Below are 22,511 nucleotides of genomic sequence, written 5' to 3'. Positions count from 1 at the left end.
CTCCTTTACATAAAACCGTTATCGGCCAGAAAATCCATTGAAATACCTTGCTTTTCTGGTGACGGCTTCTTTTCAGTTTTTGCTTCCAGAATCCTGTTGACGTATTTGCTGAGCATGTCGCATTCTACATTAACAGTGTCTCCCTTTTCCTTGGCACCCAATACGGTATGCGATCTGGTGTGAGGAATGAGGGAAACGGTAAAGCTGTGTTCAGTCAAGCCGAAAATCGTCAGGCTGGTCCCGTCTACGGAAACAGACCCTTTCATCATCATATAGGTGAGGAGACTGTCATCTGCCTCGATTTCATAATAGACCGCATTTTGATCGGCATTCTTATTTATAATCTTGCCGGTTCCGTCGATATGGCCCGAGACAAAATGGCCGCCGAAACGTCCGCCTGCTGCCATCGCGCGCTCGAGGTTCACTTTCGAGCCTGTCGTCAAGTCTCTCAGATTGGTGGCCTTCACTGTTTCAGGCATGACGTCGACGGTAAACCGGTTATCCGTGAATGATGTGACAGTCAGGCAAACGCCGTTGACTGCGATACTGTCGCCGAGCCGGACATCTTCCAGTACTTTTTCGGCGCCGACTGTAACAGCGATGGCTTCACCGGAACCGCGGATGCTTCTTATAGTGCCGATTTCTTCTATAATTCCAGTGAACATATTAATCCCCTCCTGATGGAGCCGGGTTTTCAGGAACTGCGATAATCCGCAAGTCCCGGCCTATTTGTTTAACTTCTTTGATTACAAGAGGCACAGTATCGCTCATTGAAGCGATTCCTTCGCCGCCAAAGGAGGAAGGGGCCGCTTTCCCGCCGATCAATTTTGGCGCGATATAGGTAATCACCTGCTGGAATGCCCCGGCTTTCAGGAAGCTGCCGTGAACTTCTGAGCCGCCTTCAACAAACAGCGATGTGATTTCTTCTTCCGCCAGTGTTTTCAGGACTTCTTCAATCTTAATCGGCTTTTGAGGCATTCGGAAAATGCGGATGCCGTTATTTTCGAATCGTTCGGCTTTCTTGGCGTCACTGTCAGCGCCGGTGAAGATCCAGACAGGAGCTGCAGTGTCAGTAACAATCAAGCTGTCTTCCGGTGTTCTGAGGCCGCTGTCCAAAATGATGCGGACCGGGTTTTTTCCACCTTCAGGAAGCCGGGTGGTGAGGGTCGGATTGTCTTTTAAAACCGTGTTGACCCCGACAAGGATTCCGTCATGCATATGCCTGAACTGGTGGACATCCTCCCGTGCCTCTGCGCCGGTGATCCATTTGCTCTCACCGGTTACGGTTGCTGTCTTTCCGTCCAGGCTTACGGCTGACTTGAGGGTGACGAACGGCTTTCCTGTGCTTATATAGTGGAAAAATATTTTGTTCAGTTCGTCAGCCTCTTCTTTCAGCAGTCCGGTGTCGACAGTGATTCCAGCTTTTCGCATCCGCTCGATTCCTTTACCGGCAACCTGCGGATTAGGGTCGGTCGTCGCCACGACGACCCGTTTCAAGCCTGTTCTCACAATGAGATCGGAACAGGGCGGGGTCCGGCCGTAATGGCTGCATGGTTCAAGCGTGACATAAAGCGTTGCATCACGCGCCTCCTCACCGGCCATTTTCAGGGCGTGGACTTCAGCATGCGGTTCGCCCGCTTTAAGGTGCGCCCCCATGCCGATGATCCGGCCATTTTTAACTGCGACTGCACCGACAACCGGATTTGGAGATGTCTGTCCGGCCGTATTCCTGGCCAGATCAAGTGCAAGTTTCATATATGCTGTATCATTCATTGCGCCGTCCCCTTACTTGATAGTGAAGATTGATTTCGGATGAATCTGGAATGTCTTTGAAATGACTGTTTTCAGGGTATAAAAAAGCCCGGATGGAATAAAACATTCCAATCCGGGGCAGTCGTACAAAAGCATTACAAAGCAGAGGGGTAAAAAAGGGTATACTTCACCCATTAAAAAGCCCTCGCTTTAAAAATTCCTTCTCCCATCCAGACTTTCACTGTCGGCTCTGGAGTTCCACCAGATCCACCGTTTGCCGTATGCGCCAAACGGGTCACGGACTTAGAAGCACGACGCTTCATCACCGCCGGTTGGGAATTGCACCCGACCCCGAAGGAAATTGTCATATTCGTTTGTTCCATATTATACAGGAATCCGAATGAAAAGGAAAAGAGAAGAAATTATGAACGTTTTTTATTTCAGAAAAATAAGCGGCAGAACCGGGTGGGGCAGCCGCTTATTGGAAGGATCGATTTATATGTCCTGGTCATCAGGGGATTGGGGAAGGTTATTTGCGAGCCATTCGAGCGATTTTTCCGCATTGAGGAAGCCTGCTCCATGGATATATGGATCGATGACTACCGGAGTGGGATTGTCGGCGCCGTTTTTAATTGAATCCTTTATTAAATCGGGAAGTTCCCGTTTCGAATTAAAAGAGTCGGCCGTTATGCCCTGGGAATGCAAATATTCAAGCAATAGTGCTGTGACACCTGCGCAAAGCGGGGTTGCCATTGATGTGCCCGATAAGCTCATATAACCTGTTCCGACCCGAGCCTGTTTCTGCAATTTATCAAGGTATGAACCGGGTGACCGAAGTGAAATGATATTTACGCCCGGTGAAAGTAAATCAGGTTTTGATGCGCCGTTTATCGTTGGTCCCCTGCTTGAAAAGCTTGCAGCAACATCATCAGTGCGCAAAATCGAGTTGCGGTCATCCGATGCACCGACGGTCAAAATCATCTCGCTTGTGCCGGGACTTGCGATTGTTTCGTAGTCTGGTCCGGAATTACCTGCGGCAGCATAGATGACTATGCCTTCTTCCCAGGCTTTTTCCACGATTTTGACCATCGGATCTTCTCCTGGCATTGCAGTGGAGCCAAGTGACAGTGAAATAATGTCAATTCTTTCATCTGTGCTGAACCGATTGAAATCCATGCACCATTGAACCCCTTCCATAACGGTGTCCAGTGAGCCCGATCCGTGTTTATCCAGGACCTTTACACCTACCAGATTCGCTTTATAAGCAGGTCCGGCAAAGTTACCGGAAGCGGCGGCATCTCCGGCACAATGGGTGCCGTGTCCATTGTCGTCATACGCGTTTTCGATACCGTCTCTGCCGTTGACCAGATCTTTGAAAGCGATGATCCGGCTGCTGATATCTTTATGCGGATGGATCCCTGTGTCAATGACGGCAATTGTCGTGCCCGCACCGGTCAGATTTCTTGCCTGATTGATTTCCCGGGCATTTGCGGAGAAGACGGCAACATCTAGCAGGGCTCTGACTTCCCTGTTCAAAAACACTTTCCTGATATGTCCGCATTCCATGAATTCTTCCAGCGCCGCCGATGTTACCTGACAGCTGCATGAATGGACAGCAGGGAAGTGTTTTAGGACTTTGCTGCGGAAATTTTTCTTGCATATATGTTCAACAGTTTGTAAACCAGATGCATATGCGGCTTTTTCATCATTGAATTCTACGATTACTGAAATCTTTTTCGTGCGTTTCAAAAAACCTTCCAACGAGCGATGCAGGACACACGGTGTCCAGTGAAAAGGCCTATACATATCGATCAGCTTCTTGCGTAACTCCAAATCAAGCCGATGGGCATGCTGGCGCACCATCTTAATCATTGAAAATCCAAACATCGCCTCACCTCCTTGAGTGTTATTCTCTCTAGCAGGATATGGCCAGCCGGAGAAAAAGGAGGCGGTGTCTGTCCCGTTGAAAGGGTCCATTTTTTATTAAAAATTTATATTAAGTTTTAAAAAAAGTTTAAAAAGAATGTTCTGTTAAACGCAGAATCCAAGCGGCGCCCTTTACCCTGTGCCAGCCAATCGGACCCGGCAAAATCCGTGCAGTTCGAGTCGCTGGTTCATTAGCGGGAAGCGGGAAGATTTCCCGAAATGACGATCCCAAAGAAGTTCATTTTCCGTATGGATGATTAAGTTGAGGGCGGCTGTTTATGAGAAGGGCAATTTCTATGCTGGCACATATCTTTCTGTTATAATTAAAACTTCGGATAACATTCGCACAGACAATCTAAAAGGAGATTTTCCATGAATCATAATTTGCCGTTTACCATTGATAAAACGGAAACATTTTTTGACAGGCTCGGTGATTATATCGGGGATGTTTTTTATGACATTTTGCCGGAACACGGTTATGAACTGCGTGATGAACAAATTTATATGGCCTTTCAGATCGAGCAGGCCTTTAAAAATAAAAGCGTCGTTTTTGCCGAGGCAGGTGTCGGCACCGGGAAGACATTTGTCTACCTGATTTATGCCATCATGTATGCGCGCTATACGAGAAAGCCGGCCATCATTTCTTGTGCTGATGAGACACTTATTGAGCAGCTCGTCAAAGAGGGCGGCGATATCGAAAAACTTGAAAAAGCACTCGGGCTGACTGTTGATGTACGTCTTGCCAAAGCCCGGGAACAGTATGTTTGCATGCGTAAATTGGACCGGCTTGTTGACAGGACGGATGATGACGGCATTTTACAGGTATACGATACGATTCCCGACTTTGTCGGGGAAACATCAGCTTCCATGAAGTCATTCACCCGGTATGGCGATCGAAAGGAATATCCATGGGTATCAAATGAAAAATGGCAGTCAATTGCATGGGATCCGCTCCAGCAGTGTTCGACATGTGACCTTCGCCACCGGTGCGGCCAGACACTGAACCGCGACTATTACCGCCGTGCCGGTGATTTGATCATTTGCTCCCACGATTTTTATATGGAGCATGTGTGGACGAAGGATTCCCGCAAACGTGAAGGACAGCTGCCGCTCTTACCGGAAGCAAGCTGTGTAGTGTTTGATGAAGGACATTTGCTGGAATTTGCGGCCCAAAAAGGCCTGACCTACCGTTTCCACTCTGCAACACTGGAAAGGGTGCTGACTGGTTACAGCAGCCAGGATATAAGGGAAGAGTCGCTGTATTTGATTGATGAAATCCTTGAACTGCATGATGAATGGTTCGATTTGTTCAGTGAAACAGCAGAAACGGTGGAAGGGTCGAACCGGAAAAACCTGGCCCGTACTGATGCAGTACTTGATTTGGCCCGCCGTCTCCATAAAAACGTACAGCAGCTCCTCGACCAGCTTGTGTTTGATGCCGAGCTGTTTATTGCCGATGACTACCAGGTGAAAATGATTGAAGAATACCTGGAGTTTTTCAGCTATGGCCTGTCGGTTTTCCTGAAAGAGAATGAAGGGATCTTTTGGCTCGAAGAATCAGATGCCGGACTGTCGCTTGTCATCATGCCGCGCCTGGTGGAAGATATTCTCGAAAAAGAGGTGTTTTCCAAACCGGTTCCATTCATCTTTTCTTCTGCGACATTGTCGGATGCCGGTGATTTCTCATATGTGGCCGGAAGCCTCGGCATAAACGATTATTCTTCATTAACAGTTGCTTCCCCGTTTGATTATGAGGAGCAAATGGAACTATTTGGCCACGTTTCCGACACAGAAGCAGAAAAATGGAGTTATATTGGCGAATCGCTTCGCAGCCGTAAAGGAAAATCGCTTGTGCTCTTTTCTTCCGCAGAGGAGATGAGTAGATTCAGGGAGCAGGCTGGGGTACAATCGTGGCCGTTCAATATATTATATGAGGGCGACCGGGAAATCAGTGAAACGGTCCGGCATTTTCAGATGGAAGAGGCGACTGTACTTTGCTCATACAGCCTTTGGGAAGGTCTTGATGTTCCAGGAGCCTCACTGTCACAGGTAATCCTGTCATCGCTCCCATTCCCGCCGCATGACCCGGTTTTTCAGGCGAAACGCAAGCATGCCGGCAATCCGCTGCAAGAAGTGGATCTTCCCTACATGATTCTCCGCCTGAGGCAGGGTGTCGGCCGCTTGATCAGAAGCAGCGAAGACCGCGGAGCTGTTCGGATTGTGATGACAGGGGAAGAGCGCGAAACATATCTTGATGAAGTGAAAAAAGTGCTGCCGATCGAGCTGGAGTGGGAGTAGGAAGCCGGAAACCGCTGTCAGGCCGTTCTGTACAACAGGAGGAATTGTTATGGAAGATTTTGTGATCAGGGATTCGCGGCCTGAAGATCTGCAGGGCTTGATGGAGCTGGACCTGCTTGTCTGGAACAAAACAAAAACTCCGGCTGTCATCCAGTGGGATTCGGTTGATGAGTATGCGGCGGCCCATCCGGCCGGGAGCCAGCTTGCGGCTTTTCATAATGGAAAGGTTTGCGGATACGCGCATTTTCATTCACCGACTCCGCTTCTTTCAAACCAGCATGTGGCAGAACTGGCGGTTGCTGTTCATCCCGGCTGCCAGGGAATGGGAGTAGGGAAGCAGCTGCTTGAAACTCTTGTTGAAAAAGCACGGTCCGATGGGAAAGTGAAGCTTGCTCTTAGAGTGATGGAAACGAATCAAAGTGCCGTAGAATTTTACAAGACGCTTGGTTTTGCTGAACAGGGCCGGCTTATAAAAGAGTTTTTCATTAATGATCAATATGTGGATGACATCCTGATGTATAAAATAATAAATCCAACATAACGAAAGCCCGGGCAATCGCCCGGGCTTTCGTTCTTTCAGATGAGCTGCTTCCCTTCCTGGGAAAGAGCGTACAATATGGCGTGTTTTAAGGTGGAGAAGCATTGGAGATCATTCACTTCTTCAGTCTGCGATCTGATCATTTCCATACTTAATTCAGGCGATATGCCCACAAGGATCGTTTCAGTTCCCATTAGTGAGACAGCAAGGGACAATTTATTCACAAGTGAGCCGAACGTATAATTGATTGCTTCGTCTAGTCCGGTCAAATCGAGGATAATATACTTCGGCTTGACTTTCGGCAGATTTGTGAGAGTGCGGTCCAAAAGGTCTTCAGCCCGTGTTTCATCGTACTTGCCAAGCATTGGAATAACAGCGATATGGTCAAGGACAGGAATCATCGGGGAAGAAAGTTCACGAACCATTTCCTGTAATTCTTTTGTTCTTTGTTCAACAAGCTGTTCAAGTTTAAAAATTTCGTTTTGTTCCTTTTCCCTGATGAGGGTATGAATGTTTTCAGCAGGTGTGATCGTTGAAGGGAAATACATAATCTCATCATATTCATCGCCAAGAAGCTGACTTTTGTTCATTTTGAACCAGATCTTTTCATCAAGAAGCCCGCTGATGACACCGGCATAGTGTGCAGCAAGGAATGTTGTTGGCGTTTTTCTGTTCTGCTGCTTATTGATTTTGTATTCCCAGCTGTTTTTCAGGCGGATTATTGCCGTATTGTCGGTTGGATCAAATTTATCTGTTTCTATGTAACCCCAGCCCGCAGCAGGATAGACCTTTTCCAGTATGGAAAGCACTTTATGGACACTGGAACCATCACCAAAGAAGTCGCTTACAATTTTACCCATCCGGAAACCGGCTGCTTCAAAGACAAGGGAAGCGGACTCGTCCCCTGAAACTTCTTCAATCGAGTCAAAAAAAGATTTCATCGCAGTGTCGATCCAAAAAAGGACAGCGTCACCGCCCATAAACTTAAACTCACCTTCATCCAGTTTCCAATCGAAACTGGATGGACCTACCTGCAGGCTATATTCATTTTTATTTTCATTGGACATTTCCAGCCCCCCTTATATATCAATCTGCATAAACTGACGCCGTCAAAAAATTGTGTATATAACTATATTAGTGACAGCCCGGGCAGAATGTCAAAGGGTTACCCTCTATACGGCAGAGGAAATGATTCGGAATGAATTATTATTTGGTAACATAAGAAGCGATCGCTTTTTGCACTTCGTAGATGCTTTTATCCTTTCGGAACTGTTTTGAAATCGGCTCAGCAGTGCTGGAGATCCAAATTTTCAATTCTGCATCCAGATCAAAACTGCCTGCTGTTTCAACGCTGAAGTGAGTAATGTTTTTATATGGTATGGAATGGTATTCGACTTTTTTTCCTGTCATTCCTTGTTTATCGATCAAAATCAGGCGTTTATCTGTAAAGACCATCATGTCACGGATGATCTTAAACGCTTTTTCGACTCTTTCTGTTTCGGTGACAATTTGTTCCAGATCCTCCTCAACTGATTGCAAATCGACCTCTGAAGCATTGCCCATCAATCCATCTAAAAAACCCATCATGAATTCCTCCTTAACTTGCCCTGTTTTCACTTTTTATTCTGGTCATCATGCTCCTGTCTCCATTGTGAATGATAGTGGGGGAAAATGGAACTAGCATGCTTATATTCCACATCATGCCAGTCCATGTTATGATAAATTGGTATTTTACAATATTGGAGGAAACAAAATTGAACATCTTTACAGCAGCTAAGAGATACAGTACAACTGGTAAAATGCTGTTTTCTGCGGCAGCACTCGTGCTTGCCCTCCTCATCGCCGTAACGGGATGTGCCGGTGAAGGGGTATCTCCAGAAACGGACGGAAAGATTCCCCCGGACAATGGAGATGGGAGCAAGGAAGCACAACAAGAGAAACCGATTCCCAATTCTCCTGAAGACAGCAGCAGTGATAATGAAGCGGAAAAAGAAGTTTATGATAAGCAATATATTCCCGCGTCCATTACAAGGGTTGTAGACGGCGATACGATGAAGGTCGAGCTTGAAGACGGCCGCAAAGAAACACTCCGCCTGCTTCTTGTTGATACCCCTGAATCCGTCCATCCTGATAAACCGGTCCAGCCCTTTGCACAGGAGGCATCCGATTATGCGAAAAATACACTTACAGGCAAAAATGTGGAGCTTAAAATTGATGTGAGTGAACGGGATAAGTACGGACGCCTGCTTGTTTATTTGCATGTAGATGGGTATGATTTCAACAAATCGCTGATTCAAAAAGGCCTTGCCCGTGTCGCATATGTATGGGCGCCAAACACATCCCGGGCTGATGAATACTACGAAGCACAGAAAATCGCCCGGCAGGAAGGCATAGGGATCTGGTCGATTGAAGATTATGCGAGGGAAGACGGCTTCAATGATAATGCTGCCGTTCCCGGGCAATCAGAAGAAGAAGCTTCTGCCGGAAGCGGACAGGTCATTGCAGGCACAAACACGAATGAAGAGTCCGATTCCAGCACGAATACAAATACCGGTTTGAGATATGACCCTGACGGTCCTGACCGTGATTGCGGTGATTTTTCAACCCAGCGCGAGGCACAGGCTTTTTATGAAGCTGCCGGCGGCCCCGCTGCGGATCCGCACCGGCTTGACGGCAGGGACGGAGACGGGATTGTTTGTGAGAGTTTGCCGTAATTATAAAGAGCGTGAAGTGATGTGATGGGCCGCCGGGGAATTGCGGGCGTTGGCGCGAAAAAACCGGGATGCCGCGTGAAAACGTGCACCGCGCCCCCGCGGGCCGTGGCGTTGGCGTGAAAACCGATCTATATGGCGTGAAAAGTACCAGTTTGCGCGTGAAAACGGGGGTTTGGCGTGAAACAGCGGCAGGTCAGCGTGAAAAGAGGAAGGTACGGCGCGAAAAGCAAGCTGTTTGGCGCGAAAAAGGCGGGATGCCGCGTGAAAACGTGCACCGCGTCCCCCGCGGGCCAGTAGTTGGCGTGAAAACCGAGCTATATGGCGTGAAAAGCACCGGTTTGCGCGTGAAAAGGGAGGTTTGGCGTGAAACAGCGTCAGGTCCGCGTGAAAAGAGGAAGGTACGGCGCGAAAAAGGCGGGATGCCGCGTGAAAACGTGCACCGCGCCCCCGCGGGCCGTGGCGTTGGCGTGAAAACCGATCTATATGGCGTGAAAAGTACCAGTTTGCGCGTGAAAACGGGGGTTTGGCGTGAAACAGCGTCAGGTTAGCGTGAAAAGAGGAAGGTACGGCGTGAAAAGCAAGCTGTTTGGCGCGAAAAAACCGGGATGCTGCGTGAAAACGTGCACCGCGTCCCCCGCGGGCCAGGAGTTGGCGTGAAAACCGAGCTATATGGCGTGAAAAGCACCGGTTTGCGCGTGAAAGTCCAAGCTTCAGCAAGAAAACAGAACCTCTATGTTGGTTATTATGTAGAAAAATAAAATTCACAACAGAAATCACAGGGTAAATGTGCAACTTTTAAACAACTAATACTTATAAAAAACGCGGAGGCTCTATATTTTGAATTTGTATTCAACTTAGAGCTTTTAGTTTAAGTGTATTTTTAAAAGAGTTTATTTTCCTATAAAATAGACTGTGAAGATGAAAGTATTCAATATGAATACGGATAATGGAATTAACGAAGTAAAGATAGATAGAACCATTTTTGTTATTTTGCGTTCTGCATTCGCTTTCACTAAGAAGAACAGCGATGCAATTACTAATAAATATGTAGACAAAGTTCCCGATAATAATACACTCTTTTTTAGTTCCCCCGTCAGCCACGCCAAATCTTCCACATTAAAAACCACGACTAAACTTATAACGGCTGATGACATTGAGGCTGTAAACCATTTAGTGAATTTACTCATTTACATTACCATCCCCTTCTGGTTACGCAGTTTGGCATCATTATTATTAAGTGTAACGTTTTACACATCCATAAATTTATTTTAACAATAAACTTTTTGCCTTTGTAATAACATCTTAAAAATATGTAATGCTCGTGCCTCAAAAACAATATGAAACAAGCGAATTTGTGTGCTAATCCGCTTGTTAATACACTTATTATTATCTCTCAACCGAACTGCATATTGAACCCGGCTGGCTCTTTTTCCGCAAAAATTATATCCACGGAATATAACTTACCGGATTGACGGTTACTGCATATCTGAATAGGTTGTTCATCGTACTGTCAATTCCCATGAAGGAAATTGATGTGAGCATGTACATGGCTTTGATTGTATTGAACTGGGAAAGTTCAATGACATAGACGATGCGGTCAGCCATCTCTCCGATTTGCCCCTCCGTCCACAGGATGCGGTCCGCCATAAAACCGATCTGATCTTCCGTATAAAGGACACCGCGCAGGGATTGCGTATAAGTGTCAGCCCCCAGCTGTCCTACGTAAATAATTGCATCACTGTATGCCATTTTCATCACCTCTCATGCTAATTTATGCCGGGGATTTGTCCGGGGTGCTATGACCGGTAAACGAATCAAAGAAGTAAAAGCGCCGGATTGACAGCTATGCCAATCAACATTAAAATTAAAAGTAGGATATAAGGCTTTTCACCTACTCTATCATACATATTTTGGTAAATGAATTAGCAACGGACACCTGGGAGAGCTTCATGAAGGGCTCTCCTTTTTTGTTGTTAAGGAAATTATAAATTTTAAGCGTTGTGGATAAAAAGCCAGAAGGGTATCGTTCAGCTTCAGGCGCCAGCGCCTATCGTCACAAGCGGTGATCCCCTTCGGAAGGAAAGAGCACCAACCTGCGGGTACTCCAGCTAAGCGGGCGCCTTGCGCATTTGTTCTGGTTTAAATGTTTAATGAAGGGAGGGCTGCTGCTGTTGGGTCCGCGTTTTCAAAAAGGAGGATGCAAGATGAGGAAATGGATTGTAAGTTCAGGGTGCATTGCTGTCATGCTGCTGTTTGTTACAGGATGCCAGACGGCAGTAAGCGGGGAGACGGAGGAATCGGATATTCTTGTTGAAAAGGATGAAGCCGTGGAGCTGGAAGTGGAACTGAAACTGGGAGCCGGAGAACTGGCAGTTTCAAGTGGTGCCCGTGAGTGGGTGGAAGGTACTGTTGTATATAACCACAAAGATTTTGAGCCGGAAACAACATATGATTCTAGAGGGAAAAAAGGAAAAGTAGTGATTGAACAAAAGAAACAGAGCCTGGGCAATATTTCGGTTGGCGATATAAAAAACGAATGGAACATACGGCTCAACAAAGAAATTCCGATTGAATTGGCCGTGAATTCCGGGGCATCCGACACAGAATTGGATTTGAGCGGCTTAAATCTTTCCGGCCTGGAAATCAATGCGGGTGTCGGTGATATATCCGTAGACCTTTCAGGCGATTGGCCGCAAAGTTTTGATGTCACCTTCGAAACCGGCGTCGGCAAGACAACCGTCATTTTGCCAAAATCGGCAGGTGTGAAAATCGAAACGCATAAAGGAATCGGCGAAACGAATATTGCCGGTTTCATCTCTGAGGGAGACGGCGTATACGTCAATGATGCTTACGGTAAAACAGATGTTCAAATTGAAGTTGAGGCCAATCTGGGTGTCGGGGAAGCAAATTTTGAATTAAAATAAAGTGAAGGTCCCGGATCACTAGTTAAAGTGGTTGGGACCTTTTTATGATTATGAAACTTCAGGGGCTTTCGGATGCCCGGAAGTTTTTTCCTGCTTGATGCCAGGCTTATGGTTTTTTCCCCAATAGGTGGCAAGCAGCGGCCCGGAAATGTTATGCCAGACACTGAACAGGGCGCTGGGTACAGCTGCCAGCGGTGAAAAATGTGCGGCTGCAAGTGCGGCGCCAAGTCCTGAATTTTGCATGCCTACTTCGATTGAAATTGCTTTTGAATCCGAGTGATCCATTTTAAATAATTTTGCGGCCCAGTATCCGATGAAAAGGCCGATCAAGTTATGCAGCATAACAACTGAAAACAGAAGAAGTCCTGTTTCTGCTATTTTTTCTTTGCTGAGGCCGACGACCGCTGCCACGATGGCGACAATCGCAATAACGGAAATGAGCGGAAGGATTTCTGTGCTTTTTTCCACAGTTGATTTGAATGCCAGTCTAACGAGAAGACCAAGAATGATCGGTATGATGACAATTTGGACAATTGATAAGAACAGGCTGCCTGCAGAAACCGGCAGCCATTTGCTTGCTAGCATCAGCGTGATTGCGGGCGTCAGTATGGGAGCAAGCAATGTTGAAACAGAAGTGATGGCGACTGACAGTGCTGTATTCCCCTTTGCGAGATATGTCATGACGTTGGATGCTGTACCGCCGGGACAGCTGCCGACAAGAATGACCCCCGCTGCAATTTCGGGAGGCAATTCCAGCAAAACAGCAAGTCCGTATGCGACAAGGGGCATGACCACAAACTGCGCGCCCACGCCGATCGCCACTTTTTTCGGCTGCTGTGCGACAGCCTTGAAATCGCTGAACGTCAGGGTCATGCCCATGCCGAACATGATGATGCCGAGTAAAATCGCTATGTACGGCCCAATCCAGGTGAATCCTTCCGGATACAGAAAGCCGAGGACAGCAAATAACAGAACCCAGACAGCAAAGGTGTTTCCTGCGAATGTACTCGCTCTGGCAAGTGATTTCAAAAAAATCCCTCCTAAAGTTTTAAATCCCATTATACGTACAATTCTGAATATTTCAATACTGAAATGCAAAAAAGCATTAAAGGATACACTGAGGTGAAATGTGACTGAAAAGGGGCAAAAAAAAGGCCGTTATATGAACACTATTGCCTGGGTGGAAACATCGCTGTTTTTCATTTCAACTTTCTGGTAAATTTGACGTAAGTTATGGAGAAAATGACTGCTTTATATTTTTACATAAGGAGAGGGATATGATGAAGGAAATCGAAGTAACTGCCGCAGGTTCTGAAAAGAAGGGATGCGGCTGCAAGAACAAGCATAAGCATGGAGGACATGGAAAGGGAAGCTGCAAAAGCAATCATGAGGGGCATCACCATAAGCATGGCGGGGGAGGATGCGGCTGCAGCCATAAACATGATGAAAAAACTGCTGAGTAGGAAGACATATCTCAGAGTAAAGTAAATCCGCCGGAATCTCGTAATAAACGTCAGCTATAAGGCGGACGAATGGGAATGCTGGCAGCGATATTCCTGAACATGTTACAGGAGGCGCGAAACAATTAGTTATAGAAACAATTAGCCGGGTATCGTCCTCTGGCGAGAGCTGGTTCAAATGAGAGGAACGGTCAGTCAAGAATCGTTATCTTTTTGTATAACAATCCGGCATACTTTAGAGATGGTACCCGGATAAATTTCGGTCTAACTGCCAGTTTTCAGAAAAATTGTTTTTTTTGTGCAACAATGTGCAGGTCACCCTATTTTTTGGCGGTTCGTATGGTACAATGGAAATATCAATAAGGTTATCAGGAGTGGACGAGAGATCTGGCTCTTTGACTCCACAGCAACCTGCCGAAAGGGACAAGGTGCTCCAACCAGCAAAGCTGCGCTTTGAATGATGGCAACGGAGGAAACTCTTTTTGCGCCAAAGCGAAAAGGGTTTTTATTTTCTCCGGAAACAGGATTCCTGTTTCGTTATCATACCTCTCTTGATACCTTGACCATATTCTCAAGGGGAGATTCTTGATGAACATCAATGGAACCGCACGAGGGCACATGGCGAAAAGTATGACGCCGGCCAGGTTCATCGGACATGTGGTGAATTTCATGGACCGGCAGCTTAAAGAGTTTGATGCTCATGCAGAAGCAACATTGAATCCGTTTTACAACCGCTTTTATGTCAAAGTTCTTTATGAAGGGCGTTATCATATCCTTTCCTTCTCGGATGAGTCGGTAAAAGGGTACCAGAGAAGAGGCCCTTACGCGCTTGACCGCGAAATGTGGAACAGCCTTTTTGACAGGGGATTGTATATCCCGGTAAAAGGCCGCTACTTGACAATGATGTACGCAGGATAATGGTATGTATTGAGCAGGCTGCAGCAAACAGCCTGCTCTTTTTTTTAGACTGGTTCCGGCACCCGCACGTGAAGTGGAGGAGGGATAATCCATCCTTTTTCTTTGTTGAGGCGGAGCATCCGGGCACCGAATTGCGCCTTATTCAAATGGAATTGGCCGAACATCATGGCAATGTCCTCACGTGTTGCCTGCCCCATGGCCTGGCTGCACGCGACAAGGCCTTCCGCCAGATTTTTGGAAAGGGCCGCGCTTATTTCCGGGTCGTTGATTCGTGCCCCCGCCGGGATTTGGTCAAGGCTGGCTTCCGGGCGTTCAGGCGGTACAGGCGGCAATGCAATGCCGTTTTCTTTCAGAACAGTTTCCACTTGTTCGATTTCCGGCTTCGAACTGCGAAGCATTTCATCGATCAAGTTACGGAGATCCTCATCCCCTGTATGGTTCATGTAAGTTTGAAGTGTGGCGACACCCGCTTTTGAAGCTGCATAGTAGCTCCACACCGCAAAGACTTCTCCATAATGAAGTGGCTCATCGGTTTGATTTCCGCTCAATACTCCCATAACGACACTCCTTAATGTTTTTAAATTCATGAAAAGGCTCCTTCGTGCAAGTGAATAGTGTTGCACGCATATATCTTTTGCGTATCGGGTGTTTTTTATCGAAGGGATTAAATTACAAAGAAGTAAAAAAGTACGGTTGACAATTTGTAGTTAGGTGCGTACACTGTCAACAAGATGTTTGAATATTCAAAAGCGGTATTCAAACATGCAGGAAAGAGCAGAGTACAGAGCAGAGCTGAGAATGAGAAGATGAGTTGAGGACAGTATAGAAGAGGAAAAGAGCAGAGTTCAGGAAGTGATCAGGGGCGGAGTGTGCCCATATTTCATCTTTTTTTATCCTCCATTTTTTACCTCAACCCCTCATTCTCCATCAACAATGGAGAGGTGAGTCTATGCATTCCTATTCCTTACAATCCTTTTTACGTGATGCTAAAACGCATCACACCATTCCTTTATCAACCGGTTTTTACAGTGACACACTGACGCCGGTCCGTATTTTCCAGAGCCTGGATGAAGAAGCGGCATTTTTGCTTGAAAGCAATGAAGACGGCCATGAGCGGTCCCGTTTTTCGTTTATCGGCTTAAAACCTTTTATGGAAATCCGCGAGAACACTGGAACTTTTCAAGTTGAAGAGTTAGAAACAGGGCATATCGTACAGATGCCTTCTTTTAAAGATGCTTTTGATTATGTACAGAACAAGCTTATAGTCAAAACACCCGGCATCAATGCTTCTTTTTCAGGGGGCGGCGTTGGTTATATGACTTATGAAGCAGTTGCCGATTTCGAAAAGATTCCGTTCCCGGTCACAGACCCTCATCCCCGTTACCGGTTCATTTTTTGCACAGACCTCATCACCTTTGATCATAAAACAAGGGAAGTGACGGTTGTCCATTTTGCCCGCTTAAACGGAAACGAAACAAGAGAGGAGCTTATAGACGCATATAAACAGGCGGAAAAGGAGGTCGGGGCACTCCTCGATAAATTGCGAAATCCGCCTGTCATGAACGAATCAGTATTGCTCCAGGATCATTTCCGCGTTACGGCAGGGCACGTGGAAAGCAACTATGAAAAACATGGATTCATGGCAGACGTGAAGAAAATCAAGGACCATATTATTAAAGGTGACATCTTCCAGGCGGTGTTATCACAGCGTTTTAAACGAAAGGTGACAGCGGCCGGTTTTGATATTTACCGGGTGCTCCGCATGCTGAATCCTTCGCCGTATTTGTTTTATTTGCGGATCGGGGGACGTGAAGTGATCGGAAGTTCGCCGGAGCGACTCGTCGGAATCGAAAATGGCATGATTGAAATCAATCCGATCGCCGGAACGAGAAGAAGGACCGGGGACCCTGACCGTGATGACTTGCTTGCAAAAGAACTGCTGGCAGATGAGAAGGAGCTGGCCGAGCATATGATGCTCGTTGATCTTGCCCGGAATGACGCCGGAAGGACAGCGAAGTACGGATCGGTAAACGTACCGTTACTGGCTGAGATCGGCCGGTTTTCCCATGTTATGCATATTGTCAGCAAGGTGACAGGGGAGCTCCGCAGCGATGTTCATCCGCTTGATGCACTTGCGGCCGCCTTTCCCGCTGGAACGGTTTCCGGCGCTCCGAAAGTGAAGGCGATGGAAATTTTGTGCGGATTGGAGCCGACGGCACGAGGCATCTATTCCGGCGGCATCATTTATGCAGGATTTGATGGGAATGTGGATTCATGCATTGCAATCCGGACAATGGTGGTGAAAGACGGGGAAGCCTCTGTCCAGGCCGGTGCCGGCATTGTGGCTGACTCCGATCCGGAGAAAGAATACATGGAAACGATCCATAAAGCAAGTGCGCTTTTGGAGGCGCTCGATATAGCTGAAGAATTGTTCGGGAATAACGAGAAAGGGGAGGAGCTAATTGCTGAGAAACGTGCTTGACAGGTTATTGGCAGGAGAACATTTAACAGAACAGCAGGCATTTGCTGTCATGGATGAAGTGATGGGCGGAAATGTACTGCCGACCCAGCTGGCCAGCATTTTGACTGTACTTCGGTTCCGCGGCGAAACAGCTGAAGAAATCACAGGGTTTGCAAAAGCGATGCGGGGACGGATGGCAATCCTCGATTCAAAGGAGCTGGATGTACTGGATACGTGCGGCACGGGCGGTGACGGACAGTCTACGTTTAATATCTCAACTGCCTCAGCGATTGCGCTCGCCGCACTCGGTGTCAAAGTCGCAAAGCATGGGAACCGCAGTGTTTCCTCTAAAAGCGGGAGTGCAGACGTACTTGAAAAGCTTGGAATAACGGTTGATAACGGACCGGTAAACGGAAAGCAGTCCCTGCTGGAAAAAGGGATGGCCTTCCTGTTTGCGCCTCATTATCATCCAGCGATGAAACATGCGGCCGCAGCCCGGAAAGAAATCGGTTTCAGGACAGTCTTCAATGTGCTCGGCCCGCTTTGCAATCCGGCGGGAGCTAAAAGGCAGATCATCGGAATATATGACACAAACCTTGCGGAAAAACTCGCCAGAGCGCTCGATAGGCTCGGCACAGAGCGGGCGATGTTTGTCACCGGGCACGACGGGCTTGATGAAATATCCATCTCCGGTCCGACAGATATCGTGGAATTGAATGAAGGCAGGATTGAAAGATACGTTTTCCATCCTGAAGATGCTGGAGTGGAACGGGGCAGCTTGTCTGAAATCCAGGTTGAAAATCCCGCGGAAAGTGCACAGCTCATCAGGGGGATTTTTGCTGGAAATGCCCCCGGGTCTCCAGAAAACATTGTATGCCTGAATGCCGGAGCAGGTTTGTACATTTCCGGAAAAGCAGCCTGTATCGCAGAAGGCGTCCATATGGTCCGTGATGCCATCCAGAGCGGGAAAGTCAACGAATATTACCTGTCCATCGCCGGGAGGGAAGTCAACCATGCTTGAAAAAATAGTAGCGAAAAAAAGGGAGGAGCTGCAGAATTTTGTCCTGCCTGAACAACGGGATGTTGAACGGGCATCACTTATCCATTCCATTAAATCGTCAGCTAATCCCGTTTCAATCATAGCCGAAGTGAAAAAGGCATCTCCATCAAAAGGCGTCATCCGGCCTGATTTCGATCCGGCCTGGATTGCCGGGAGATATGAGGAAGGAGGTGCAAGAGCTGTTTCCGTTTTGACGGATCGCCACTTTTTCCAGGGGGACCGTTCGTATCTTACTGAAATTAAACAAAAGGTGAGTATCCCGGTGCTGAGAAAAGATTTCATCATTTCACCAGAACAAGTTGAAGAAAGTGCACGGATTGGCGCCGACGCCATCTTGCTTATCGGTGAAGCGCTTGAACCGGCCGTCCTTTTTGAACTTTTCAAGCAAGCGGAAGAAAAAGGGATGGAAGCACTTGTCGAAGTGCATAGTGCGGAAACACTGGAAATGATTCTGTCGGTATTTCAGCCGCCGCTCATCGGAATAAACAATCGTAATTTAAAGACCTTCCATACTGATTTATCGCAGACGGAAAAGGTTGCAGAGATGGTTCCGGAAGGTTCTATGCTTGTAAGCGAAAGCGGCATATTTTCTTCGGCTGACCTTGAACGTGTTCATCGGGCAGGGGCGGAAGCGGCGCTGATCGGTGAGTCGCTGATGAGAAAACCGGATCCGGGTGAAGCAGCCGCGGTTCTGCTTGGGGGTGTGCGTGTTGAACCGGCCGCTCGTTAAGCTTTGCGGAATCAGATCACTGTCCGATTTAGAAACTGCTGTACCTTTCAATCCTGATTACATTGGATTCATTTTTGCGGAGAGTAAGCGCCGCGTCAAGTCCGAGGATGCCAGGCGATGGCTTGGTCAGTTCAGTAAGGAAGAGCTGCCGAAAGCAGCCGGTGTCTTCGTGAATGCAAGTGACAAGGAAGTTATCAGGACGGCTGCAGAGATCCCGCTTGATGTTGTCCAGCTGCATGGCGACGAATCTGCGGAGCGCGTTTTCCGTATGAAAAGCGAGACAGGCCTCCAAGTCTGGAAAGCACTTCGCCATCATGAAGCCATACTCGATGAAATGAAGGGTTATGAAGGTGCTGCTGATGGCTTTGTCATTGATGCATTTGTCCGGGGGGCAAGGGGCGGCACCGGAACATCTTTCAACTGGGATGGCGTACCGGACCTGTTAATGGAGGCAAGGAAGCAAAAGGTTCCATGTTTTATTGCCGGAGGGATACGCCCTGATAATGTGGAAAAGCTGCTTGCTTTTGAACCGGACGGAATTGATGTATCAAGCGGAATTGAAACAGATGAACAGAAAGACGTTTTGAAAATCGGAGAGCTGATGGGGAAGGTGGAACACTATGAGTATAAGTTATCCTGATTTGCAGGGCAGATTCGGCTCATTCGGCGGCAAGTTTGTGCCGGAAACGTTAATGGGCCCGATAAAAGAGCTTGAGGAAGAATTGAATATAGCTATGAAGGATGAACGATTTCTGGCCGACTACCGCCATGTACTGCAGCATTATGCCGGAAGGGAAACGCCGCTTACATACGCGGATAAGCTGACGGATAAGCTGGGCGGCGCAAAAATATATTTAAAACGCGAAGACCTGAATCATACAGGTGCCCATAAATTGAATAATGCCATCGGCCAGGCGCTGCTTGCCCGCCGGATGGGCAAGACAAAAATCATTGCTGAAACGGGAGCAGGCCAGCACGGTGTTGCAGCGGCAACCGTTGCGGCAAAGTTCGGGCTCGAGTGCAAGGTGTTCATGGGTGAAGAAGATATTGCCCGCCAGCAGCTGAATGTTTTTCGGATCCAATTGCTTGGAGCGGAAGTCGTGCCGGTTTCAAGCGGGAACAGGACGCTAAAGGACGCAACAAACGAAGCAATCCGCTACTGGGCCGCACATTGCGACGACCACTTTTATTTGATCGGTTCAGTTGTCGGCCCTCATCCTTATCCGAAAATGGTCCGTGATTTTCAGCGGGTGATCGGGGATGAGACGAAGCGCCAGTTTCTTGCAGCTGAAGGAAAACTTCCGGATCGCATTTATGCATGTGTAGGAGGCGGCAGTAATGCAATCGGCATTTTTTATCCCTTCCTGAAAGACGGAGTGGAACTGATCGGTGTCGAAGCAGCAGGACGCGGGATTGATACTGGCGAGCATGCCGCTACGCTTGCCCGTGGGAATCAAGGTGTCATTCACGGCTCGCTTACTTATCTTCTCCAGGATGAAAACGGGCTGATCACCGAACCGTATTCAATTTCTGCAGGCCTTGACTATCCGGGTATTGGACCCGAGCATGCCCATCTGCATGAAAGCGGACGGGCCAGATATGAACAGGCGACAGATCAGGAAGCGCTTGATGCCTTATCTCTGCTGGCACAGGAAGAAGGTATCATTCCAGCTCTTGAAAGTGCACACGCCTGTGCGGCTGCTTTTAAGGAAGCGTCAGAAATGTCCTCTGGCAGTTCGATCGTCATCAACATCTCCGGCAGGGGAGACAAAGACATGAATACTCTATTCCGAACATTTGAAGAAGGAGGGACAGCACGTGCAGCCAGCCGTTGAAACGAACAGAAAGCAGATGAAAAAATCGGATTTGTTCATCCCGTTTATCATGGCAGGTGACCCGGCGGCGGACACGACCATTGAGATAGCACACTCGCTCGAGGAGGCAGGGGCAGATCTTCTTGAATTGGGCATTCCTTATTCAGATCCCCTTGCCGACGGTCCTGTCATTCAGGAAGCCGCCAACCGGGCTCTGGCAGGGGGCATGACCCTGCGCAAAGCAATTGATCTTGTCCCGCTAATGAGGCAAAAGGGTCTTTCCATTCCGGTTGTCATTTTCACATATTACAATCCGGTTCTACAGCTGGGAGAAGAGCGGTTCATTCAGCTGTTGAAAGAAAAGGGTGCAAACGGCCTGCTTGTGCCTGATCTCCCTTTCGAAGAAAGCGGGACGTTAAGGAAGCTTGCAAAGGAAGCGGGACTAGAGTACATTTCGCTCGTTGCACCGAACTCCAACGATCGGATTCAAAAAATAGCATCACAGGCGGAAGGGTTTCTGTACTGTGTTTCTTCACTCGGTGTAACAGGGGAACGGTCGGGATTGAATGAAGATGTCGGCGCTTTTCTCGAAATTGCAAAAAAACATAGCCGTGTCCCGGTCGCAGTCGGGTTTGGTGTATCAAGCCCTGACCAGGTAAAAATGCTGAATCGCCACTGTGATGGAGTCATTATCGGAAGCAAGATTGTGAAAATGATTAAAGAACGGTCAGCTGCTTTGCAAAATCCGGAATTAAAAGAAGAGGCGCTGGCATCATTCAGAGAAGATATCAAACAATTACTCGGACGAAAATGAAACAATTGTTTTTTGCTGAGATGACATGAGATGAGAAGAGACGAGGAAGGGGAGAGAAGCAAAGTGAACATATTCGTATTGGATAACTACGATTCCTTCACATACAATCTCGTGCAATACATCGGTGAAGCAGGCCATGATGTGACAGTGAGGAGAAACGACAGGATAACTGCAGAAGAAATCAAGCGGTTAAATCCCGACCTCCTCTTGCTGTCACCGGGCCCGGGCCGCCCGGAGGAATCAGGAATTCTTCTTGAGGCAATTCGAACGTTAAGAGGTACAGTGCCGATTTATGGTGTGTGCCTCGGCCACCAGGCAATCGCTGAAGCCTATGGAGGGGAAGTGATCCGCGCAAAACAACTCATGCATGGAAAGACGTCCCTCATTTATCATGATGACAGGACGATTTTCAAAGGGCTTCCGAATCCTTTCCGGGCGGCCAGGTATCATTCTCTTATCGTGAACAAAGGCAATTTGCCGCCGTCACTTGAAGTGTCGGCATGGACAGCGGACGGTGAAATCATGGGACTCCGTCATGCTGCCGACATGGTGGAAGGCGTGCAGTTCCATCCCGAATCGATTATGACAGAACACGGCCGGCAGCAGCTTTCATTCGGCAGTTTGGCCGGTGTTGTAGAACCGGCGGGATGAGCTGGCGGAAAGCTGAAGAAATGAGACTGAGGAAAAGTCATGTTCAGTCTGGAAAATGAGCAGGGCGGGTGAAACTGGTGAAGGCTCTATGAGTATGCTTTGGTATGATTAGCTGGTTCAGCAGATGGGGTTGTGGGATGAATAGCGGTTTGATTGGAAACCCGGCCACTGATGGAGTTTTTGAAGGTTCGAGAGGCGTGGAACCCGTTCACTGGGATGCGGTGAGAACCCGGATGGGGTGAAAACTCGCCGTGCCGTGTAATCCAGAAGGGCGTGAAAACATGACCATATGGCGCGAAATCCCGCCCGAACGGCGTGAAACGAACCGTATGGCGCGAAATCCCGCCCGAACGGCGTGAAACGAACCGTATGGCGTGAAATTTTGCTGCTGCGGCGCGAATGCCGTATGAATCGGCGTGAAAAGTCCCGGGTTTGGCGTGAAACTCGAGAG

22 protein-coding genes and 2 riboswitches are annotated in these 22,511 nt (G+C 47.9%); of the genes, 14 read left to right on the top strand and 8 right to left on the bottom strand.

The window, feature by feature from the left end:
• Positions 1-5: 5 nt before the first annotated feature.
• The 3 genes from ribE to A4U59_RS15905 form a co-directional block, all read right to left on the bottom strand.
• Positions 6-665 (bottom strand): riboflavin synthase, encoded by a 660-nt coding sequence (ribE, locus tag A4U59_RS15915; protein WP_066174610.1) that lies wholly within the window; start codon positions 663-665, stop codon positions 6-8.
• 1 nt (position 666) lies between these two features.
• Complete coding sequence (gene ribD, locus A4U59_RS15910) at positions 667-1,773, bottom strand: bifunctional diaminohydroxyphosphoribosylaminopyrimidine deaminase/5-amino-6-(5-phosphoribosylamino)uracil reductase RibD (protein WP_066174607.1); 1,107 nt, start codon at positions 1,771-1,773, stop codon at positions 667-669.
• A 193-nt stretch (positions 1,774-1,966) separates the two neighbouring features.
• Positions 1,967-2,115, bottom strand: a riboswitch (FMN riboswitch).
• Positions 2,116-2,247: 132 nt separating this feature from the next.
• Positions 2,248-3,639 (bottom strand): S8 family peptidase, encoded by a 1,392-nt coding sequence (locus A4U59_RS15905; protein ID WP_066174604.1) that lies wholly within the window; start codon positions 3,637-3,639, stop codon positions 2,248-2,250.
• A gap of 411 nt (positions 3,640-4,050) precedes the next feature.
• On the opposite strand from A4U59_RS15905, the gene A4U59_RS15900 reads away from it, so the two are divergent.
• Together A4U59_RS15900 and A4U59_RS15895 are read left to right on the top strand one after the other, a co-directional pair.
• Positions 4,051-5,976 carry an ATP-dependent DNA helicase gene (locus A4U59_RS15900; protein ID WP_066174601.1) on the top strand — a complete coding sequence of 642 codons (1,926 nt, stop codon included), beginning with the start codon at positions 4,051-4,053 and terminating at the stop codon, positions 5,974-5,976.
• A gap of 49 nt (positions 5,977-6,025) precedes the next feature.
• Positions 6,026-6,517, top strand: a complete 492-nt coding sequence (locus A4U59_RS15895) for a GNAT family N-acetyltransferase (RefSeq protein WP_066174599.1) — start codon at positions 6,026-6,028, stop codon at positions 6,515-6,517.
• Between the two features lie 35 nt (positions 6,518-6,552).
• Here A4U59_RS15895 and A4U59_RS15890 read toward each other — a convergent pair whose 3' ends face one another.
• On the bottom strand, positions 6,553-7,581 hold the full coding sequence (locus A4U59_RS15890; protein WP_066174596.1) for an STAS domain-containing protein: 1,029 nt from the start codon (positions 7,579-7,581) through the stop codon (positions 6,553-6,555).
• A gap of 139 nt (positions 7,582-7,720) precedes the next feature.
• Complete coding sequence (locus A4U59_RS15885; protein WP_066174593.1) at positions 7,721-8,098, bottom strand: PH domain-containing protein; 378 nt, start codon at positions 8,096-8,098, stop codon at positions 7,721-7,723.
• Positions 8,099-8,268: 170 nt separating this feature from the next.
• Between A4U59_RS15885 and A4U59_RS15880 the strand changes: the two genes are divergently transcribed.
• Together A4U59_RS15880 and A4U59_RS15875 are read left to right on the top strand one after the other, a co-directional pair.
• Entirely contained in the window at positions 8,269-9,228 is a 960-nt protein-coding gene (locus A4U59_RS15880) for a thermonuclease family protein (protein WP_157888207.1), read from the top strand.
• Positions 9,229-9,344: 116 nt separating this feature from the next.
• Positions 9,345-9,776 (top strand): hypothetical protein, encoded by a 432-nt coding sequence (locus A4U59_RS15875; RefSeq protein WP_157888206.1) that lies wholly within the window; start codon positions 9,345-9,347, stop codon positions 9,774-9,776.
• A gap of 892 nt (positions 9,777-10,668) precedes the next feature.
• On the opposite strand, the gene A4U59_RS15865 is transcribed toward A4U59_RS15875, so the two are convergent.
• Positions 10,669-10,977, bottom strand: coding sequence for a hypothetical protein (locus A4U59_RS15865; protein WP_066174583.1), 309 nt, complete (start codon positions 10,975-10,977; stop codon positions 10,669-10,671).
• A gap of 455 nt (positions 10,978-11,432) precedes the next feature.
• On the opposite strand from A4U59_RS15865, the gene A4U59_RS15860 reads away from it, so the two are divergent.
• Entirely contained in the window at positions 11,433-12,152 is a 720-nt protein-coding gene (locus tag A4U59_RS15860; RefSeq protein ID WP_066174580.1) for a toast rack family protein, read from the top strand.
• A gap of 48 nt (positions 12,153-12,200) precedes the next feature.
• Here A4U59_RS15860 and A4U59_RS15855 read toward each other — a convergent pair whose 3' ends face one another.
• Positions 12,201-13,181, bottom strand: coding sequence for a bile acid:sodium symporter family protein (locus tag A4U59_RS15855; RefSeq protein WP_066174577.1), 981 nt, complete (start codon positions 13,179-13,181; stop codon positions 12,201-12,203).
• Between the two features lie 321 nt (positions 13,182-13,502).
• Here A4U59_RS15855 and A4U59_RS21865 point away from each other — a divergent pair, with 321 nt between their 5' ends.
• The gene (locus A4U59_RS21865; protein WP_169823987.1) at positions 13,503-13,640 is read left to right on the top strand and encodes a hypothetical protein; all 138 of its coding nucleotides are present in this window, start codon (positions 13,503-13,505) and stop codon (positions 13,638-13,640) included.
• Positions 13,641-13,974: 334 nt separating this feature from the next.
• Positions 13,975-14,079, top strand: a riboswitch (SAM riboswitch).
• Between the two features lie 121 nt (positions 14,080-14,200).
• Positions 14,201-14,530: a hypothetical protein gene (locus tag A4U59_RS15845; RefSeq protein WP_066174571.1), complete on the top strand. Its 330-nt coding sequence runs from the start codon at positions 14,201-14,203 to the stop codon at positions 14,528-14,530.
• Between the two features lie 44 nt (positions 14,531-14,574).
• On the opposite strand, the gene A4U59_RS15840 is transcribed toward A4U59_RS15845, so the two are convergent.
• Entirely contained in the window at positions 14,575-15,117 is a 543-nt protein-coding gene (locus tag A4U59_RS15840) for a DUF3231 family protein (RefSeq protein WP_066174568.1), read from the bottom strand.
• A gap of 362 nt (positions 15,118-15,479) precedes the next feature.
• Between A4U59_RS15840 and trpE the strand changes: the two genes are divergently transcribed.
• Genes trpE through A4U59_RS15805 form a run of 7 tightly spaced genes read left to right on the top strand, consistent with a single transcriptional unit; the run spans position 15,480 to position 22,060 of the window.
• Entirely contained in the window at positions 15,480-17,012 is a 1,533-nt protein-coding gene (gene trpE / locus A4U59_RS15835) for an anthranilate synthase component I (RefSeq protein ID WP_066174566.1), read from the top strand.
• Positions 16,993-18,012, top strand: coding sequence for an anthranilate phosphoribosyltransferase (gene trpD, locus A4U59_RS15830; protein WP_066174564.1), 1,020 nt, complete (start codon positions 16,993-16,995; stop codon positions 18,010-18,012). Before trpE ends, trpD begins: the two co-directional genes overlap by 20 nt.
• Positions 18,005-18,781 carry an indole-3-glycerol phosphate synthase TrpC gene (trpC, locus tag A4U59_RS15825; protein WP_066174561.1) on the top strand — a complete coding sequence of 259 codons (777 nt, stop codon included), beginning with the start codon at positions 18,005-18,007 and terminating at the stop codon, positions 18,779-18,781. Before trpD ends, trpC begins: the two co-directional genes overlap by 8 nt.
• A complete protein-coding gene (locus A4U59_RS15820) occupies positions 18,762-19,421 on the top strand; it encodes a phosphoribosylanthranilate isomerase (protein ID WP_066174558.1) in 660 nt (219 codons plus the stop codon). The genes trpC and A4U59_RS15820 overlap by 20 nt, the downstream gene beginning before the upstream one ends.
• Positions 19,402-20,616 carry a tryptophan synthase subunit beta gene (gene trpB, locus A4U59_RS15815; protein ID WP_066174555.1) on the top strand — a complete coding sequence of 405 codons (1,215 nt, stop codon included), beginning with the start codon at positions 19,402-19,404 and terminating at the stop codon, positions 20,614-20,616. Before A4U59_RS15820 ends, trpB begins: the two co-directional genes overlap by 20 nt.
• Before the next feature lie 16 nt (positions 20,617-20,632).
• Positions 20,633-21,409, top strand: a complete 777-nt coding sequence (trpA, locus tag A4U59_RS15810; RefSeq protein WP_066174660.1) for a tryptophan synthase subunit alpha — start codon at positions 20,633-20,635, stop codon at positions 21,407-21,409.
• A gap of 30 nt (positions 21,410-21,439) precedes the next feature.
• A complete protein-coding gene (locus tag A4U59_RS15805; protein ID WP_066174552.1) occupies positions 21,440-22,060 on the top strand; it encodes an anthranilate synthase component II in 621 nt (206 codons plus the stop codon).
• Positions 22,061-22,511: the final 451 nt, after the last annotated feature.

The sequence above is a fragment of the Bacillus marinisedimentorum genome (genome assembly GCF_001644195.2).
Taxonomy (GTDB): Bacteria; Bacillota; Bacilli; order Bacillales; family Bacillaceae_O; genus Bacillus_BL; species Bacillus_BL marinisedimentorum.
Note: the sequence above shows the minus strand (reverse complement) of the source record. Positions and strands in the feature narration are given on the sequence as shown.

Bases quoted from the DNA above. Each gene is read 5' to 3' on its own strand.
- A4U59_RS21865 (WP_169823987.1), top strand. From the start codon at position 13,503: ATGGAGGACATGGAAAGGGAAGCTGCAAAAGCAATCATGAGGGGCATC.
- A4U59_RS15905 (WP_066174604.1), bottom strand. From the start codon at position 3,639: ATGTTTGGATTTTCAATGATTAAGATGGTGCGCCAGCATGCCCATCGG.
- A4U59_RS15900 (WP_066174601.1), top strand. From the start codon at position 4,051: ATGAATCATAATTTGCCGTTTACCATTGATAAAACGGAAACATTTTTT.
- ribE (WP_066174610.1), bottom strand. From the start codon at position 665: ATGTTCACTGGAATTATAGAAGAAATCGGCACTATAAGAAGCATCCGC.
- ribD (WP_066174607.1), bottom strand. From the start codon at position 1,773: ATGAATGATACAGCATATATGAAACTTGCACTTGATCTGGCCAGGAAT.
- A4U59_RS15845 (WP_066174571.1), top strand. From the start codon at position 14,201: ATGAACATCAATGGAACCGCACGAGGGCACATGGCGAAAAGTATGACG.
- A4U59_RS15865 (WP_066174583.1), bottom strand. From the start codon at position 10,977: ATGGCATACAGTGATGCAATTATTTACGTAGGACAGCTGGGGGCTGAC.
- trpA (WP_066174660.1), top strand. From the start codon at position 20,633: ATGAAAAAATCGGATTTGTTCATCCCGTTTATCATGGCAGGTGACCCG.
- A4U59_RS15895 (WP_066174599.1), top strand. From the start codon at position 6,026: ATGGAAGATTTTGTGATCAGGGATTCGCGGCCTGAAGATCTGCAGGGC.
- trpB (WP_066174555.1), top strand. From the start codon at position 19,402: ATGAGTATAAGTTATCCTGATTTGCAGGGCAGATTCGGCTCATTCGGC.
- A4U59_RS15860 (WP_066174580.1), top strand. From the start codon at position 11,433: ATGAGGAAATGGATTGTAAGTTCAGGGTGCATTGCTGTCATGCTGCTG.
- A4U59_RS15890 (WP_066174596.1), bottom strand. From the start codon at position 7,581: ATGTCCAATGAAAATAAAAATGAATATAGCCTGCAGGTAGGTCCATCC.
- A4U59_RS15840 (WP_066174568.1), bottom strand. From the start codon at position 15,117: ATGAATTTAAAAACATTAAGGAGTGTCGTTATGGGAGTATTGAGCGGA.
- trpE (WP_066174566.1), top strand. From the start codon at position 15,480: ATGCATTCCTATTCCTTACAATCCTTTTTACGTGATGCTAAAACGCAT.
- A4U59_RS15805 (WP_066174552.1), top strand. From the start codon at position 21,440: ATGAGAAGAGACGAGGAAGGGGAGAGAAGCAAAGTGAACATATTCGTA.
- A4U59_RS15885 (WP_066174593.1), bottom strand. From the start codon at position 8,098: ATGGGTTTTTTAGATGGATTGATGGGCAATGCTTCAGAGGTCGATTTG.
- trpC (WP_066174561.1), top strand. From the start codon at position 18,005: ATGCTTGAAAAAATAGTAGCGAAAAAAAGGGAGGAGCTGCAGAATTTT.